At 40.3% G+C, this 16852-nt stretch carries 18 protein-coding genes; 4 read left to right on the top strand and 14 right to left on the bottom strand.

Annotation, left to right across the window (positions count from 1 at the left end):
- Positions 1-2: 2 nt before the first annotated feature.
- Complete coding sequence (locus ACLL8Z_RS03270) at positions 3-1169, bottom strand: homogentisate 1,2-dioxygenase (RefSeq protein WP_411273325.1); 1167 nt, start codon at positions 1167-1169, stop codon at positions 3-5.
- A gap of 246 nt (positions 1170-1415) precedes the next feature.
- Here ACLL8Z_RS03270 and ACLL8Z_RS03265 point away from each other — a divergent pair, with 246 nt between their 5' ends.
- Both ACLL8Z_RS03265 and ACLL8Z_RS03260 read left to right on the top strand, forming a co-directional pair.
- On the top strand, positions 1416-2420 hold the full coding sequence (locus ACLL8Z_RS03265; RefSeq protein ID WP_411273324.1) for a fumarylacetoacetate hydrolase family protein: 1005 nt from the start codon (positions 1416-1418) through the stop codon (positions 2418-2420).
- 91 nt (positions 2421-2511) lie between these two features.
- Positions 2512-3399: a flavin reductase family protein gene (locus tag ACLL8Z_RS03260; RefSeq protein ID WP_411273323.1), complete on the top strand. Its 888-nt coding sequence runs from the start codon at positions 2512-2514 to the stop codon at positions 3397-3399.
- Positions 3400-3428: 29 nt separating this feature from the next.
- Here the strand turns inward: ACLL8Z_RS03260 and ACLL8Z_RS03255 are convergent, their stop codons facing one another.
- The 4 genes from ACLL8Z_RS03255 to ACLL8Z_RS03240 all read right to left on the bottom strand — a co-directional run bounded on the left by ACLL8Z_RS03255 (position 3429) and on the right by ACLL8Z_RS03240 (position 7045).
- Entirely contained in the window at positions 3429-4169 is a 741-nt protein-coding gene (locus tag ACLL8Z_RS03255) for a LytR/AlgR family response regulator transcription factor (protein ID WP_411273322.1), read from the bottom strand.
- Between the two features lie 2 nt (positions 4170-4171).
- On the bottom strand, positions 4172-4834 hold the full coding sequence (locus ACLL8Z_RS03250; protein ID WP_411273321.1) for a sensor histidine kinase: 663 nt from the start codon (positions 4832-4834) through the stop codon (positions 4172-4174).
- A gap of 449 nt (positions 4835-5283) precedes the next feature.
- Positions 5284-6084, bottom strand: a complete 801-nt coding sequence (locus ACLL8Z_RS03245) for a LiaF transmembrane domain-containing protein (RefSeq protein ID WP_411273320.1) — start codon at positions 6082-6084, stop codon at positions 5284-5286.
- Positions 6085-6259: 175 nt separating this feature from the next.
- The gene (locus ACLL8Z_RS03240; protein ID WP_411273319.1) at positions 6260-7045 is read right to left on the bottom strand and encodes an NYN domain-containing protein; all 786 of its coding nucleotides are present in this window, start codon (positions 7043-7045) and stop codon (positions 6260-6262) included.
- A 365-nt stretch (positions 7046-7410) separates the two neighbouring features.
- On the opposite strand from ACLL8Z_RS03240, the gene ACLL8Z_RS03235 reads away from it, so the two are divergent.
- Both ACLL8Z_RS03235 and ACLL8Z_RS03230 read left to right on the top strand, forming a co-directional pair.
- A complete protein-coding gene (locus tag ACLL8Z_RS03235; RefSeq protein WP_411273318.1) occupies positions 7411-8466 on the top strand; it encodes a glycosyl hydrolase family 18 protein in 1056 nt (351 codons plus the stop codon).
- A 40-nt stretch (positions 8467-8506) separates the two neighbouring features.
- Positions 8507-9427: a Gfo/Idh/MocA family protein gene (locus tag ACLL8Z_RS03230; protein WP_411273317.1), complete on the top strand. Its 921-nt coding sequence runs from the start codon at positions 8507-8509 to the stop codon at positions 9425-9427.
- An 89-nt stretch (positions 9428-9516) separates the two neighbouring features.
- On the opposite strand, the gene ACLL8Z_RS03225 is transcribed toward ACLL8Z_RS03230, so the two are convergent.
- The 9 genes from ACLL8Z_RS03225 to ACLL8Z_RS03185 form a co-directional block, all read right to left on the bottom strand.
- Positions 9517-9960, bottom strand: coding sequence for a molybdenum cofactor biosynthesis protein MoaE (locus ACLL8Z_RS03225; RefSeq protein ID WP_411273316.1), 444 nt, complete (start codon positions 9958-9960; stop codon positions 9517-9519).
- A 1-nt stretch (position 9961) separates the two neighbouring features.
- Positions 9962-11077, bottom strand: a complete 1116-nt coding sequence (gene moeB, locus ACLL8Z_RS03220) for a molybdopterin-synthase adenylyltransferase MoeB (protein ID WP_411273315.1) — start codon at positions 11075-11077, stop codon at positions 9962-9964.
- A gap of 3 nt (positions 11078-11080) precedes the next feature.
- Positions 11081-11314, bottom strand: a complete 234-nt coding sequence (locus ACLL8Z_RS03215) for a MoaD/ThiS family protein (protein ID WP_411273314.1) — start codon at positions 11312-11314, stop codon at positions 11081-11083.
- A complete protein-coding gene (locus ACLL8Z_RS03210; protein WP_411273313.1) occupies positions 11315-12046 on the bottom strand; it encodes a sulfite exporter TauE/SafE family protein in 732 nt (243 codons plus the stop codon).
- Positions 12039-13244 (bottom strand): gephyrin-like molybdotransferase Glp, encoded by a 1206-nt coding sequence (gene glp, locus ACLL8Z_RS03205; protein ID WP_411273312.1) that lies wholly within the window; start codon positions 13242-13244, stop codon positions 12039-12041. Before glp ends, ACLL8Z_RS03210 begins: the two co-directional genes overlap by 8 nt.
- A gap of 9 nt (positions 13245-13253) precedes the next feature.
- Entirely contained in the window at positions 13254-14234 is a 981-nt protein-coding gene (gene moaA, locus ACLL8Z_RS03200) for a GTP 3',8-cyclase MoaA (RefSeq protein WP_411273311.1), read from the bottom strand.
- 13 nt (positions 14235-14247) lie between these two features.
- Positions 14248-14862 (bottom strand): NTP transferase domain-containing protein, encoded by a 615-nt coding sequence (locus ACLL8Z_RS03195; RefSeq protein ID WP_411273310.1) that lies wholly within the window; start codon positions 14860-14862, stop codon positions 14248-14250.
- Between the two features lie 4 nt (positions 14863-14866).
- On the bottom strand, positions 14867-15982 hold the full coding sequence (locus ACLL8Z_RS03190) for an XdhC family protein (RefSeq protein ID WP_411273309.1): 1116 nt from the start codon (positions 15980-15982) through the stop codon (positions 14867-14869).
- 198 nt (positions 15983-16180) lie between these two features.
- Positions 16181-16852, bottom strand: a 672-nt coding sequence (locus ACLL8Z_RS03185; RefSeq protein ID WP_411273308.1) for a sensor histidine kinase, incomplete at its 5' end; no start/stop codon positions are given.

Below are 16852 nucleotides of genomic sequence, written 5' to 3'. Positions count from 1 at the left end.
TACTACTCTACATTTTCCTGCCAGCTTTTGTGGTAAGACTCATCTTCAATGCTTATCGCGTAATCGGTTAACATTAACGGTTTAAAAGGATCCACCATTACAGCAAGTTCTTCGGTATACTCTTTGCCAATCGATTTTTCCACCGTGCCCGGATGTGGCCCGTGAGGAATTCCGCCAGGATGCAATGTTATTTGGCCTTTAACAACACTTTTTCGGCTCATAAAATCACCATCCACATAGTATAGCACTTCGTCGCTGTCGACATTGCTGTGATTGTAGGGTGCCGGAATTGACAGGGGATGATAATCATATTTACGTGGCACAAATGAGCAGATTACAAAATTATGTCCTTCGAAGGTTTGGTGAACGGGTGGTGGCTGATGCACCCTTCCGGTAATCGGTTCGAAATCATGAATTGAAAAAGCCCAGGGGTAGTGGAATCCATCCCAACCAACAAAGTCAAAAGGATGCGTACCATAGACATAGGGGTACATCAGGCCCTGTTTTTTAATTAGAACTTTAAAATCTCCTATTTCATCGTTTGTTTCAAGGTTTTCGGGCCTTTTAATGTCACGCTCACAAAAAGGAGAGTGTTCCATTAACTGGCCCCAGGCATTTCTATAACGTTTAGGTGTTCTTATAGGGCTAAAGCTCTCTATAATGAAGAGCCTGTTATTTTCATCGTTAAATTCTAGTTGATATATGGTGCCCCGGGGCACAACTAAGTAATCACCATAAGCAAATTTGATTTTACCAAAGCCGGTTTTAAGAGTTCCTGTACCCTCGTGAATGAAAATTACCTCGTCAGCCTGGCTATTTTTGTAGAAATAATCGACCATGGAATTACGAGGTGCCGCCAGAGAAATGTGCAGGTCGCTATTTACCAAAACTGGCTTACGACTTTCTAAATAATCATCTTCAGGCTTAATATTGAAGCCGATAAGACTAGTATGTTTCAAATGCTTCTCCCGTGCAATTTTCGGTTCCACGGAGTATGACTCGCCTAATGACTTAACAATAGTCGGAGGATGAGTATGATACACCAGGGAATACAAACTGGAAAAACCTTCGGTCGAGACCAATTCCTCTGCATAAAGATTGCCGTCCGGTTTACGAAAAACGGTGTGTCTTTTATGAGGAATGGATCCTAATGTATGATAAACAGGCATAGATTAGAATTGATTGGTTATGATTGGTAGTGTAAAGGTAACGTTTTCTATTAATGAAAGTTTTTTCTTAGAGCCATGAACAATGATCAAAAGCAAAGACTTCCGGCCCACGTTATAAACGGCTTATCTATCCAACGTTATAATCAACAACAAACAACCAAAAACTACTTACGAAAAGACTTTTTCACCTAAACCTTCTTACAAAATCATTAGTTTTGACTAAGCCGCTAATTAAATTGAGCATTTATGAAACTTGTTTCCTATAAAACTGAAGACCGTGAACACCTTGGTATTTTTATTAAAGGGCATATATATAACCTTTATTCATGTGATAAGATTATTCCCGATAATATGAATGAGTTTTTGAGTGGTGGTGATGATTTAATGGTGAGGGCCAAAAAAGTAAATGAAGATATAAAGTCGGGCAAGGCGGAAGCTAAACAAGAAGTGTTTTTCGAAATTCTAGCACCAGTTCCTCATCCTTCGTCTTGCAGGGATGGCTATGCATTTCGTCAGCATGTTGCTTCAGCAAGGAAGAACCGGAGGGTGGAAATGATCCCGGAGTTCGATCAGTATCCCATTTTTTATTTTACAAATCATAATGCGATACAGGGAGTTGGAGATATAGAATGCATGCCCGACCATTTTGAAAAACTGGATTTTGAACTTGAAGCAGCTATTGTAATTGGGAAAAAGGGGAGAAATATCCGGGCTACTGAAGCTGACTCCTATATTGCAGGATATATGATTATGAATGACATTAGCGCTCGTACCTTACAAATGGAAGAAATGCTTCTCAACCTTGGCCCCGCAAAAGGAAAGGATTTTTCAACGGTCATTGGGCCCTGGCTGGTAACCCCGGATGAACTTGAGAAATTTAGGATATCTCCAAAACCTGGCCACACAGGCAACGCCTATGATCTATCCATGAAGTGCTGGGTGAATGGGGTAGAAGTATCATCAGGGTCTATGGGAGATATGGATTGGACATTTGCAGAGATAATTGAACGATGTTCATATGGAGTAGATATTTTGCCGGGTGATGTAATCGGATCCGGAACGGTTGGTACCGGTTGTTTTCTGGAATTGAATGGTACAGGCTTGTTAAATGATCCGTTTTATAAGCCACAGTGGCTTGAGGACGGCGACATCGTTGAGATGGAAATTACAGGACTAGGACGGCTGACAAATACAATTCGTAAAGTGGATACGGACTGGTCAATACTTAAACTGAAGAAGAACAAAGAATAAAGAGCAAAGATCGAAGATTGTTCTTATAGCGATATTCATATTTGATATCGGCAGTCTTTGTTCTTTGATCCTTGTTCCTTAATCCATTTCTATGCTGTCCCTAAACCCATCAGATCTTACCACTCTTGAATTGCAAAACTACCTGCAATATGCGATTGCGCCGCGTCCAATCTGTTTTGTTTCTACGATTGATAAAAAAGGGAATGTTAATCTCAGTCCATTTAGTTTTTTCAATTTGTTCAGCACAAATCCACCGGTTTGTATATTTTCTCCAGCGAGAAGAGTGAGGGACAACACGACCAAACATAGCCTTGAAAACATTCTTGAGGTACCTGAGTGTGTGGTTAATATTGTTAACTACGATATGGTCAGGCAAACATCCCTTGCAAGCGTTGAATATCCGAAAGGAGTAAATGAATTTATTAAAGCGGGCTTTACTCAGTTAAAGTCCGAACTTGTTAGGCCTCCCAGGGTGGCAGAATCTCCCGTCCAGATGGAGTGTATCGTAAAACAGGTTATCCCTCTGGGCGAAAATTCAGGAGCCGGAAACCTCGTGATTGCCGAAATAAAACGCATTCACATCCAAAGGAAAATTCTTGACGATAAGGGCAAGATTGATCAGGCCAAAATAGATCTGGTCGCCCGTTTAGGGGGCGATTGGTACTGCCGGGTTACAAAAGAAAATCTTTTTCAGATTGAGAAGCCTGTAAGAACGCTTGGCATCGGTGTGGACTCTATTCCCATCGCGATCCGAAACTCCACCATACTGACTGGAAACAATTTAGGCCAGCTTGGAAATGTTGAATACTTACCTTCAGATGAGGAGATAACTCAATTCCAATCTGATCCGGAACTCAAGCAAATCCTTGATGCTACAATAGGAGACTATACTAACCGCGAGCGAGAACTGCATCAGTATGCTCGCAAGTTGTTGGATGATGGGAAGGTAGCCGAGGCGTGGAAAACACTACTATCGTGAGTTGTGTGTTGAGCTCCATTGTCAATTTATTAAAGACCCAATACGTGCCTCAATTTTGGATACCCCGTTTTACTCACGGGAATCTTTTCACCTGATTTCAAAATAGCTAAATGAGATTCCTTCTCATAGGGATCTATCCGGGTTATCTCATCGATCTTCACAATGTACGAACGGTGCACGCGTACAAAGTTAACCTCGCCTAATAGTTTTTCAAAATAGGCCATTGTCTTGTTTTTCAAAAATGAACCTTCCGAAGTATGAATCTTAACATAATCGTCGTCAGCAGCAAGAAAAATAATATCGTTAACCGGAATAATCTTGATCTTAGTACCGGTTTTTACAACAACGCGCTCATTTTTTGGAGATGAAGTTTGAATATTATCCAGTATTTGAGTGGTGTTCTTTTTGGCCTCACTACCAAGTTTGGTATCAAGCCATTTTTGGACAGCCCTGTCAAACCGTTCTTTAGTAAATGGTTTCAGGAGATAATCAATTGCGTGTTCTTCGAAGGCTTTGATCGCATATTCATCGAAAGCTGTAGTGAATATTACCGATGGTGGCTGGTCGATAAGCTCCAACATTTCAAAACCATTAATCTTTGGCATTTGAATATCGAGGAAAATCAAGTCTGGTTCATGCTGCGCAATTGCTTTCACGCCTTCAAAGCCATCGCTGCATTCCTGAACGATTTCAATCTGCGGCCACGACTGCAGATATTCTATCACCACCGAACGGGCCAGTGGTTCGTCATCAATTAAAATAACACGCATTTTTATACCTGAGGAATTTTTACTATTGTCGTAAATATATGGGTATATGATGTAGTTTCCAATAGGTCGTTACGACCAAATAATAAATGTAATCTACGCTTAACTCCGCTCAGTCCGAACCCTGTTCCATGTTTCGGACGGGTAGTATCCGGATCGTAAGGATTCTGAACAGTAACATGAAGTTCAGTTTCCACACATTCAGCAAAAATGCTTATCGTAACCACCCCCGTAGTATCGTAGAGGCCAAACTTTATAGCGTTTTCCACAATCGGCTGCAGGAGCATAGGAGGTAGGGTCATTAATCTGCATGATTCATGAAACGATATCTCTGTAGATAAACGATGTCCGAATCTTACCTTTTCAATATCAAGGTAAAGTTGAAGATGTTCAAGTTCAGCTTCCAGCGTGACTGGCGCCTGATCTTCTTTCTTCAATGTTCCCCGTAAAAAATCGGAAAGCTGGTGGATCATTTTCCGCGCTTCCTCAGGCCGGCCTCCGATCAATGCTGTAATGGAATTTAAGCTATTAAAAAGAAAATGGGGCTGAAGCTGCTGTCTTAGATTATAAAGCTCAGCGTCCCTGGCAAGAGTTTCTGCTTCAATCTTGCGTTTTTCAGTTTCCTTTTGATCCTGTTGGGTGTAATAAACCACACTAATCATTGCCATTAAGCTTATGATTAACAGTCCTAGGAAAAACCTTACTGGTATTGAATTGTAGAGAAATTCAGCGTAATGAGGATCAGTTAAAACAAGTGAGTCGAGTATCCAGTGGTTAACAAGTAACCAAATGGATGCTAATATCGCACAGTACATCAGCATTAGCAAGTATCGGTTCTTCTCTGGCCTATAGTACTTAAGGTTGTTTCCAATTAGATAGCATGCAATAGCAAGCAGTATCGTGCTAACTGATCCGTCGATTAATGATGTCGCAGGAGTGAAGCCGTACCAAAATAATATTGCAGACTGGGCTATTATACAAACCACAATACATTGAAGTACAATCAAGATGATTTTATTCCTTGAAAGAATAGAGCTGGAATTAGATAGCGGCCTTACTTGATGCTGAGACACCTCTTTTATATTTAATTTCCTGGTAGATAAATAGTATGGATTCCTTAGTAGCTTTTAATATCTATTCCTCCGAAAATTGATGTCCCCTGAATTACTAAAACTTTCTCAGCCGCCACATTTAATTGAGGAGGGCGTTTGTCCTCGATGCCTCCGAATATAGCCACCATTTCGGAATGAACTGTCCAGTTAGCAGGTACAATGATCTTAGTACCGCCAAATACCTGTACTACTTCGAGATTGATGCGGCCGTTTATATCGGCCTGCATTAAATTAATCTCGGAGCCCCCGAAAAAATTTATGATTTCACCGCCCCGGAAGTTTTTGGACACTATATTCTTCTTAACCCCGCCGAATATTGAAACCGATTCTATCAGGTCTTCGGGATATGGGGCAGAAGCAGCTAAATCAGGGTTTAAGGGATCACCAGGGCCCGCACCAGCAGTGTCTGTTTCCGTATTAGAAACAGAGTATGATTCTTCACGGCTTTTTTTGTTCCAGCTTAAATTATTTATTTTAGGCGTTTTCCTGCCCATGATCATCCAAACACCAAAACCAATAACTAATAAGGGCCAGAAAAATCTGCTTAAGTCCATATCAGGAAGAATACGGTTGCTTAAAAAGATAACTCCGATAATGAGCGGAACGAATGCAGATGGATGATCAAAGCCTTGGCGGGAGCCTATAAAACAGCCAATAACAATCATCAATACCGGCCAACTCAGAACCCATCCGGGTATATAAAATATGTCGAGTGTCCTGAGTAGTAATATACAACCCACACCAAGTAAAATTATGCCCACAAGAGCTTTGCCTGATTTTTGACTGGAGCTTTTAAGATTTTGCATATTGTATAAGTTTGTATCTAAACTAATGTATAAAAGGCCATAAGCAAATGTATATTAGGCGAATTTACTGTAGTTATCGGTGAATGTCGGAAAATTGTCGGTAAAAAATAACCTACTTGTTTAAGGTCATTAATTACTCGTTAGAAATAGCAGCTAATATATAATACCTCTTAACTTAAGCTTTGATCTTAATATAGACATGCTTTATATTTCCCTTACCGGTTACCCGCTCATCAAACTCAAACATATTCAGACTTTTAATCAGAGGCAGTAATTTGAGATAATTATAATTCCTGGAATCAAAGTCTGGCTTTTTTTTCAATATTAAGTTTCCCAGGTTTCCTAAATAAGCCCATCCGTTTTCATCTTCCAAATCGGAAACGCTATCCCTGATAAGTTTAATCAGCTCTTTATCAATGTTGTTCAACGGCGCAGAAGTTTTTCGGATATTGCTTTTTGATTTCTTTATAGGTTGACTTTCATCAGGAGATAAGTCATTGTCCTTGAGAATTTCGATGTATATAAATTTATCACAAGCTGTTATAAAAGGTATAAGGGTTTTCTTTTCACCAATGCCAATAACCTTCATACCTGCTTCTCTCAGCCGAGTTGCAAGACGGGTAAAGTCACTGTCGCTCGAAACAATACAGAAGCCATCAACCTTTCCAGAATACAATATATCCATCGCGTCAATGATCATCGCACTGTCGCTCGCGTTTTTTCCTGTAGAATAGCTGTATTGCTGAATTGGTGTAATTGCGTTTTCCAGAAGTACTTTTTTCCACCCTGAAACCGTGGGTTTAGTCCAATCGGCGTAGATTCGTTTAAATGTTGGCGTGCCGTATTTTGCGATTTCCTGGAACATAGGTCTTACGTTCGAATAAGGTACGTTGTCGGCATCGATAAGCACTGCCAGCCTTAGGTCTTTCGTTAAATCCATTCTGTTAAAATCCGTGTCCATAATAACTAAACTTATTCTTTATCAATTTACGATAACTTGACCGGCTTTACAATAATTAAGCGCTCCAGTCCGGTAATGAGCATTTACTGTTTATCCGTCATTACTCAATAACATATAAGTCAATACAGGAATGTAATTATTCATAATAACTACGTACAGTCTGGCTAACTAAAAATTACGCTCCAAATACTTCTGAATGCTACAGTCTTCTGAAATAATGATCAAATATAATCTAAACTAATTAATACGAAATATTCGATTGGGCTGAGCAACCAAAATCATTTAAGCCTCCATTGGTCACAAGCGTCCAACCCAATTGTATACATAAACATCAATCATTACATTTATAGAATAATCCTGTTGTCATGCTAAAAAAATTACTTATCGTTACTGTTTTCTTAACCGCTGTGTATGCTGCTAAAGGGCAAACCCGGTCAGAGAACTTGTTTTACATGGTCAACACTCCTGAGTCTTTTGAGAGTTTCAGGACTAATGTGAGCCAGATTTCCATCGTGTGTCCACAAACATTTTTAGTTAGTAAGGAAGGAACCTTATCAGGATCGGTTGATCCAAGGGTGCTATCCCTGGCCAAGGCCAATAATGTAAAAGTTATGCCTCTTATTGTTAATAGCGGGTTTGATCAAAAGTTGCTTCACGATATTGTAACGAACCCGGTTGCACGGAAACGTTCAATTGAAATGATGCTGGAATATGCTAAAAAATATGATCTGGATGGCTGGCAGTTCGACCTTGAAGGTTTAAGTATTCGGGACATGGCTGACTTTACTCTTTATTTCAAAGAGACAGCTGAAGCACTTCATAAAAATAATCTTCAGCTATCTGCAGCCCTTGTCCATGCTACGGAAAATGTTGGTGGCCCCAGTGCCTATCACCTCTTCCTTTATGAGAACTGGAGGGCCGGTTATTCTTTTAAAGATTTATCGGAGATAGGCGACTTCATCTCCATTATGACTTATGATCAGCATACCAGGCGTACCCCTCCCGGGCCCGTTGCGAGTCCTCAATGGATGGAGCAGGTAATAAAATATCTCATTGCCCAAGGTGTAAAGCCAGAAAAGCTATCTATGGGTATTCCAAATTATTCGGTGCATTGGTTTACGGATTACACAACAGAACGTGGGGGCTTTGCAAATGGCAGAAGCGCAAAATATCCGATGGTCCAACACTTATTGGGACAGAATAATGCGAAAAAAGTTTGGCACGACAAAGCTCAGGTAAATTGGGCCATGTGGGACAACGAAGGGGTATTTGAATATTTGTTTATTGAGGACGCACAATCGCTAAAACCAAAACTTGACCTCCTTAAAAAGTATAATTTAAGGGGTATTTCTGTATGGGTACTTGGTGGTGAAGATCCGGAAGGTTGGGAAGTGCTAAAGCGGGAAACCCTACGAAAGTGAGTATTGGTGTGTGATTTTTTTTAATTAAAACTATGAAATTTTGCAAAAAATAGGCGTTATAGGTTTGGGTGATATTGCACAAAAGGCATATCTTCCAATATTATGTAGCAGAGAACTTGAGCTTCACCTGTACACCCGGGATCTCGAAAAACTTTTCAGGATTGGCAGACAATACCGCATCCAGAATCTGCATCAGAACTTTGATTCAATTTTGAAAAGCGGTATTCAGGCTGCATTTGTTCATACTTCGACCGGCAGTCATGTCGAAATAATTCAAATGTTGTTGATGCAAGATATCCATGTTTATGTTGATAAGCCGATCACTTATGATTATGCTTCCTCAAAACGGTTAATTGATTTAGCTGAAAGCAGGAAGCTCATTCTCATGGTAGGCTTCAACAGAAGATATGCTCCGGCCTATCGCCATCTGAAGCAGTTGTCAAATCCTAACATGGTCATCATGCAGAAAAATAGAATTTCGTTGCCCGGCGATATTCGAACCTTTATTTTTGATGATTTTATTCATGTTGTAGATACGTTAAGCTATTTATTTCCTTATCCTGTTAAAGAACTTACAGTAAAGGGCATGAAAAAGGCGGGCATGCTTTATCATGTTGTGATTCAAATTATAGCCGAGAATGGGGATATTGCTATTGGAATTATGAACAGGGACTCGGGCCTTGTCGAAGAAAGAGTTGAAATTTTTAATTCTGATGAAAAACGCACTGTTTTGAACCTATCATCGCTGAGTGTCCATGTTAATCGGGACGAGACGAATATAATGACGGGTGACTGGGATTCTATGCTTTATAAAAGGGGTTTTGAACAGATTACAGCTGACTTTTTGCACGCAGTTAAATCTGGTGGAAGCCCTCAGTTTACTAACAAGGATTCATTAAGAACACATCAGCTTTGCGAGGAAATAGTAATACAATTAAGTAGTACAGGGAGCGGTACATAAATGATTATTTACAGAAACCTAACTTTTATAAATTTTTCATATGTTTTGATCCAATCTTCGACACTAAACTTTTTCATAAGTTGTCCGATCTATTTGTTCACTTTCCACTTATATTTATCACCCTCAATAATCTCTTTTCCCCAAACAGGAAGTTCAGCCTTTAGCCGTTCAACAGCCTCGCTGCAGGCATCTATAGCTGCCAGGCGGTGTGCTGAAGAAGTAAAAACGAAAAGACAGATCTCACCCGCGACTACTGTACCCAAACTATGATGCACATGCATACACGTCAGCGGATATTTTAAAAATATATCTTCCCGGATCTGGTGCATTTTCTCAATTGCCATTTCCTCAAATGCAGTATATTCTATGGCCGATACAACTCCTTGTTCTGTTTCGTCGGCGCGCACCTGGCCCAGGAAAATGCTATGACCACCAATTGTAGTTTGCGTGCTATGTTTTTGGATGCTTTCAGCAATAAACGATGCCGATATCGGTCCGACTTTAAAAATATTTTTTGGTTTTCTGTCTGACATGCTAAACTCTCCTTAGATTCTTCCAGGCGAGAATTCCACCCTGTAAGCTATAAACTTTTTTTGAATTTCCGTAGCGCTCTGAAATCATTCGGGCAGCGTTTAAACTTCGTTTACCGGATTGGCAAAATAGAACCACAGTTTCAGCATTTATTTGATCTAAAGTCCTTTCAAACTTACTTAGCGGAAGGTTCAAGTAACTAAACCCTTCAACGAGAGGTGTTTCATTGAGTTCTCTCACGTCGATGAATAATACGGAAGGATCCTGCATCATTTGGTCAAATAAACTAAGATCAATCTGATCTGCGGTTTGAGTAAAACACAACAATTCATAATTGCACTTCTGAAATGCCGCTATATTCGCCGGAATAAGCGAACGTGATTTATCCCGCGGCAGAATCTCCATTTCATAAACCTGATTGGTCAATGAGTTATACGTCATTAAACGGTTGATAAGTGTTGTACCTATCCCTGTGATTAATTTAATCGCTTCATTTGCCATCATAGTTCCAATAATTCCAGGCAAAACACCGATCACACCGGCTTCTGCGCAATTTGGGGTCTCGTTTTCTGCCGGGGGATCGGGAAAAAGATCTCGATAATTGGTTTTTGCTATTTCTACTCCACTATCACAATTAAAGACGGCAATTTGTCCTTCAAATCTTGAAATGGCGCCATATATCAGAGCTTTGTTAGTGAGTACACACGCATCGTTAATCATATATCTGCTGGCGAAGTTGTCGGTTCCGTCTAACACAATATCAAATTGACTTATAATGTTAATCGCATTACTGGTATTCAGCTGCTCGTTATATGGGATAATATCTATCTCCGGATTAAGCGCTCTTAAGATATCGGCGGCCCGGACGGCTTTCGAAAGCCCGATATCATCTGTAGAGTATAATACCTGACGATGGAGATTGTTCAAGGATACGGTATCGTGATCAATCAGGCCAAGGGTTCCGATTCCTGCACCAGCGAGATATTGCAAAGCCGGGCAGCCTAATCCTCCTGCACCTATAACAAGTACCTTTGCAGAAGTGAGTTTTTCCTGGCTTATTTCACCAAATTCCTTGAGTGTGGTTTGACGCTGATAACGTGGATTATGGTTGTGAGCCATCGATTATCCTCCTGAAAAAGGTGGGAGAAGTGCAACAATACAATTATCATTTAGTTGGATGTTCTGACTAATCACTTTATTGTCAACAGCGATTGCATAATTTGAATCTGCAATTGTCGGAAATTTCTGAACCAAGTTTTTAATAAGCTCGTCGATGTCTGAAACTTCATTTAAATACATTTCCGATTCACCAGTGATATCCGTTAACTGTCCAAATATTAAAATCTTTACACGCATTTATGTAAAGATAAGCTTCCAGCCAGCCAACATCAAAACAACGGCCAGTGTATTTTTTAAAATATTTTGATTAAATTTTAGAGCCCCCAGGTAAGCACCGCATATTCCTCCTGCGAAGGCTACTGCGACATAAGTCAGCATATCCGGGCTCAAGTTGATTCCCTTAGTCATCTGGCCTGCTAATCCTGATAAGGAATTCACAAAAATAAATAGTGCACTAATTGCTGCAGTTTGCTTTTGATTGGTCCATTTCAGTAATAAAAGTATAGGTGATAAAATGATACCGCCGCCTATACCGATTAAACCGGATATAAAGCCGATCAGAGATCCAATGAGAACCGACAAAATAAGATTGGACTTCTTTAACTCCTCATCGGGAATATTTGCAAAAAATAGAAACCTTATTACCGGGATAAACAGAAGGGTACCTAGAATTCTTTTATATACCAACGCTTCCATGGTGATTAGCCCGCCCATAAATGCCATAGGTATAGATGCGATTGCCAGCGGGAGGAATATTTTCCATTTGAAATGTTCACCGCGATAGAATTGGATAAATGAAATCAGGGAAACGAAAAGGTTAAGAATAAGCGCTGTAGGTTTCATTATCTCCGGCGAAAATGCATAGAGAGCCATAAGAGCCAGGTAGCCGCTTGCGCCGCCATGTCCTACAGAAGAGTATAACATCGCAACAACAAATAGCAGCCAATAGAATAGATATATGTTATCCATAATATTCAGGCAGCAGATGGATTTCAATTAACTCGTTCTCCGCGAATTCTGTCTTTCCCTCTTCCATTTTGATAATACAATTTGCTTTTGCAAAAGAACTGAGACGAAAAGACTCTGGTGCTTTCAGATCAATTACAGAATTCCCATCGTAATATCCTTTAAGAAATTGTGTAAGTCCCGCCGGCTTTTTCAAGGCAGTCTTCAATAAAACATTAAGGCTTTTTAACAATGTCTTCCGTCCGCTCATCTGACCCAATGCCGGCAGCACGTATTCATAAAAGCAGTTTAATACAGAGGCTGGATTCCCAGGCAAACCAAATATTATCTGTCTGCCTTTTTTACCAAAATACAAAGGTTTGCCTGGCTTTTGCCGTATTTTATGAAAGACTTGTTCTATCCCATTAGCTGTCGCAGCGCGCACTACAAAATCATAATCACCAACACTCACGCCTCCAGTTAGTAAAACAACATCACTTTTGTATAGAGCTTCAGCAATAATGCCTGTGAGTGTCTCGAGGTTATCCTGTGATCGAAAAAATTGAATTTTTGATATCCCTGTTTGTTTAAGAGCAGCGTTTAACGCAAAGGAATTAGATTCGTAAACCTGACCGTGCTCCAATGTTTCTCCCGGATTTTGCAATTCATCACCGGTCAAAATAATGCTTACAGATGGGGCAGGGTAGACATTTATATCTTTTATGCCGACTCCAGCAAGGTAACCTATTGCCGCAGGGCTCATCACTGTGTCCTTTTCCAATGCCAGTGCTCCAGCTGTTATTTCACTCCCTTTTACTCTGAAGTTCATTCCTTTAACCAAATTCTCATCTTCAATTATCAGGCTCCCTGCACTCAAGGTAACTTTCTCCTGCATCACAACAGTATCTGCACCATCTGGAACAGGGGCGCCTGTAAATATCCTGACGGCGTTTTGAACTTCCAGGCTTTTATTCTCAGATGTCCCGGCAGGTACTTCCCCTTCAATTTTTAATTTTCCCAAATAGATCCAGCTGTCGAAGTTGACAGCATACCCGTCCATCGAGGATTGATTAAAAGGCGGAACGTCGGTTTTGGAATATATGTCTTCAGAAAGTACAAGACCTACAGCGTCAATTAGTGCAACTTTCGCAGGAATGAGGGGAATTACGTGTTTGCGAATTAGTTCCCGGGCTTCTGTCACTGAAATGAACTCTAATGGCATAACAAAGATTTATCCCCCAATGCTTATCATACTCCGGTTATTCAAGTCTTCTGTATGGATTTTTTCAAAATCTTTGGTAAACTGGCCGCCCAGTTCTTTGGCTTTTGAATGAATACTTAGTCTGATAAGCGGTAAAATGTCTTCATTATTTCTCAGTGCTGCAAGAAGGTCAGTTTCACTAGTGGAAAACAGGCAATTCTTCATCTTCCCATCCGCAGTTAAGCGCATGCGGTTGCAGCCACTGCAGAATGGGGAGCTCATGGTGCTGATCACCGAAAAACTGCCTTTATGGCCTTCAATTCTATATTTCTTATCCGTATCATGAACACCGTCATGGACACGCAACGGTGTATATTTCTCTTCGATCCTGTTTAGCATATCCTTCCAGGTAAACACCTGATTGCTGCTCCAGCGATTTCCATCAAAAGGCATGAATTCTATAAATCGTACCTGCACGGGCAGTTCCTTCGTCCATGCAACGAAATCGAAAATTTCACTATCATTTAAGCCCTTCATTACCACCACATTGATTTTAACCTTGATGTTACGATTAAGCATTAAATGTATATTATCTATCACTTTTTGGAATCCGTCTCTGCGGGTTATAATGTTAAATTTATCAGGGTCAAGTGTATCGAGGCTAATATTTATGGATTTGACTTTGGCTTTTACTAACACTTCAGCAAAATCATGTAGCCTTGTTGCATTCGTTGTGAGTGAAAGATCAACTGGAAGTTTGGATAGTCGATCGATGATCTCAGCTGCATCCTTACGGACTAGCGGTTCACCGCCGGTGAGCCGGATTTTATCGACACCATTCTGAACAAAAATTCTAGCAATCGTTTCTATTTCTTTCGGCTGCATAAGTCTTGCAGCAGGTGTAAATTCGTAATCTTCTTCCGGCATGCAATAAAAGCAGCGTAGATTGCAATTATCCGTAAGTGAGATACGCAGATAATTATGAGCCCTACCGAAAGAATCTATAATCATACACAAAGTTAGGTTATTTAGTCAAGTTCTTATAATCTTCGGATGTATCGATGTCGATACCACCATGCTGAAAGGAAACGAAAGAAGTCAATTTTTTGTATTTCTCAAATAGTTTTTTTGCGCCGGTGTCACCTTCCAGCGAGAGAAGCTCGGAGAACATATACTTATGAAAGAGAGCCGGGATGCCTATACAGTCTTCATACCTGCTTCCAACAATTGCAAGTCCTGATTTAGCCTGTTCGGATAGGAGTTCTTTGAGAATCTTAGCATCTACGAAAGGCTGATCACAAACCATCAGGATTATAGCATCAGTGATGGTTGGAATGTTATTTAAAGCCCGTAGCCCAGATTTTATCGAGGAGGCCAGGCCGCTCTCCCAATCCGGGTTTTCCACTATCATGATTCCCTCATTACTAATTTTACTTTCAATTAATTGCTTACTGGAGCCCAGCACCACTATTACTTTATCAGGTCCGCTTTCTTTTGCTTTGTCAATTGCGAGTTGCAGAAGAGGCCGACCATTATAAGTTAAAAGCTGTTTCGGACTACCTAGCCGTGAGGAATTACCTGCTGCCAGAATGATGATCGCGAAGTTTTCAACCTTGAAATGAAATTCGCTTGCTTTCATAAATTTAAATTCTTGGGTGGATAGGAGTGGCCCTGAGTTTCAGAAACCTGCCGTCGCGTTTTGAAAATGCAGCTTTAATACCTGCCGCAAGTGATAAGGCAATTTCCTCCGGATTAATTGCACCTATGTCCAGTCCAACCGGAGCGTAAATTCGGTCCATATCCGTTTGGCTGAGTGCATTTCCTTCTTCGGCTATCTCTTTCCATATTTTTTCTGAACGCACTTTTGGCCCAAGCATTCCTATGATTGGGGCAGAAGTGAGCAGTGCCCTGGATAAATTTCCCTTATCACTTTTATAATCGTGGGCCATTAGCACTATGGCCGTATGTTCATCAATAGTCAGGTTAGGGAATTCAGAGTTACTCACTATCTCATCTGTAAATGACCTAATTAGAGGATTTATTTTTAGAATATCACCGCAAATACTAACCCGCCAGCCGAGTTCTTTTAACAATCGGCTAATTGGATACACGTCATATTGATGGCCCATTAATATCACGTTGATCTCGGGTGGAAGAATTTCTATGAAAATTTCAATCTGGCAGCTGTCAGATTTAAATTGTGCGGGCGCCGATTTGCTTTCACACATTTGAACCCTGACCTTATCAAAAATCTTTTTCTCGATCTCCTTTGAATTGAAAACCGCCAGACTTTCAGGTCCAATGTATTTTATAACATTTCCTGTTCGAACTTCAGCAAATTCTCCCTCCAGATGGGTAATTGTTAGTAAAATATGTACTTCCCGGCTTGTCTCAACACATAATTTAAGAATCTCGACGGGATTGTTTTTGTTCTGGCGATCCAACGGTGTAAAGAGTACATCGATTATTCCATTGCAACCTAAACCAACGCCTATTTGATGCGGATCATCTTCGGTGGTATCATAAGTAATCAGTGTTGCCCTCGAATTATTTATAGCTAGTCGCGCACGCTTTAATGCGTCGCCCTCCAGACAGCCCCCGCTAATGCCTCCTGTCCAGGAGCCATCATCCAGAACAAGCATTCGTGCACCGGTTCGGCGATAAGAAGAACCTTCAACCCGTACAACCGTTGCTAGTGCTGCGTCAGTCCCAGGTTTTATTCCTTCATATGCCTTAATTATCGATTTTATTTCTTTCATTCAATTATTATACGTGCAGATCAAAATAGTTGATTCTAAAATTAACAGAAATTACGCTGTATTTTTTTATTAGTGTAATTGATACATCGCAGAATTTAATATTATGAATAGGTTGAAAGAAAATGACGTAGCTGCGCGATGCGAACGTCTCAAGACCTTTTGATGAGGTTAGATTTCCAGGCCCTTGAATGAATTAATTTATTCTTTGAAGGAAATAACAAACTTCGTCCCTTCATTGATCTGACTTGTAACTTCAATGGTTCCGCCCATATTAGTAATGTGGTTGTACACCAGGTAAAGTCCAATCCCTTTGCTATCATTATGATTATGAAATTTTTGATTCAGGCCGAAAATTTTATCTTTTACTTGCGCCATATCGAACCCCATACCCTTGTCAGCTACTATAAGTTGTTTTACTCCTAACGTATCCGCGGTTACAATAGATATTACAGGTTCTACCGCCGGTTGCGCATATTTGACGGCGTTGGTTATGAGGTTAAGGAACACACTATCAAGATAAGCCCGGTTAAATTTGATTTCTTCAAACGCAGAAAAATCTGTAGTTAATTTAACCCGGGAAACTTCCATGAGAGAATTAATGGAGATCAGAACAGAATTAAGGCTTTGCGAAATATTAACAATTTCTGATTCAACCGGTAGCCGGTCACTCTGCATAAGATTATCAACAGAATTATTTAAAACGTTGCTTAGGCTATCTGTCGTTACTTTCAAAACTTCAATATACTCTCTAATTTCCGGATCGGAAATTTTGTTAACGTCTAGAAGGCTGAAAAGTGAAATTAAATTATTCACTGGCGATCTGAGGTCATGAGAAGTTGTATAGCTAAGCTGTTTAAGTTCTTTATTGAT

This window comes from Daejeonella sp., assembly GCF_046590655.1.
GTDB lineage: Bacteria > Bacteroidota > Bacteroidia > Sphingobacteriales > Sphingobacteriaceae > Daejeonella.
The sequence above is the reverse complement of the archived record's forward strand: the minus strand, read 5'-3'. Positions and strand labels throughout refer to the sequence as shown.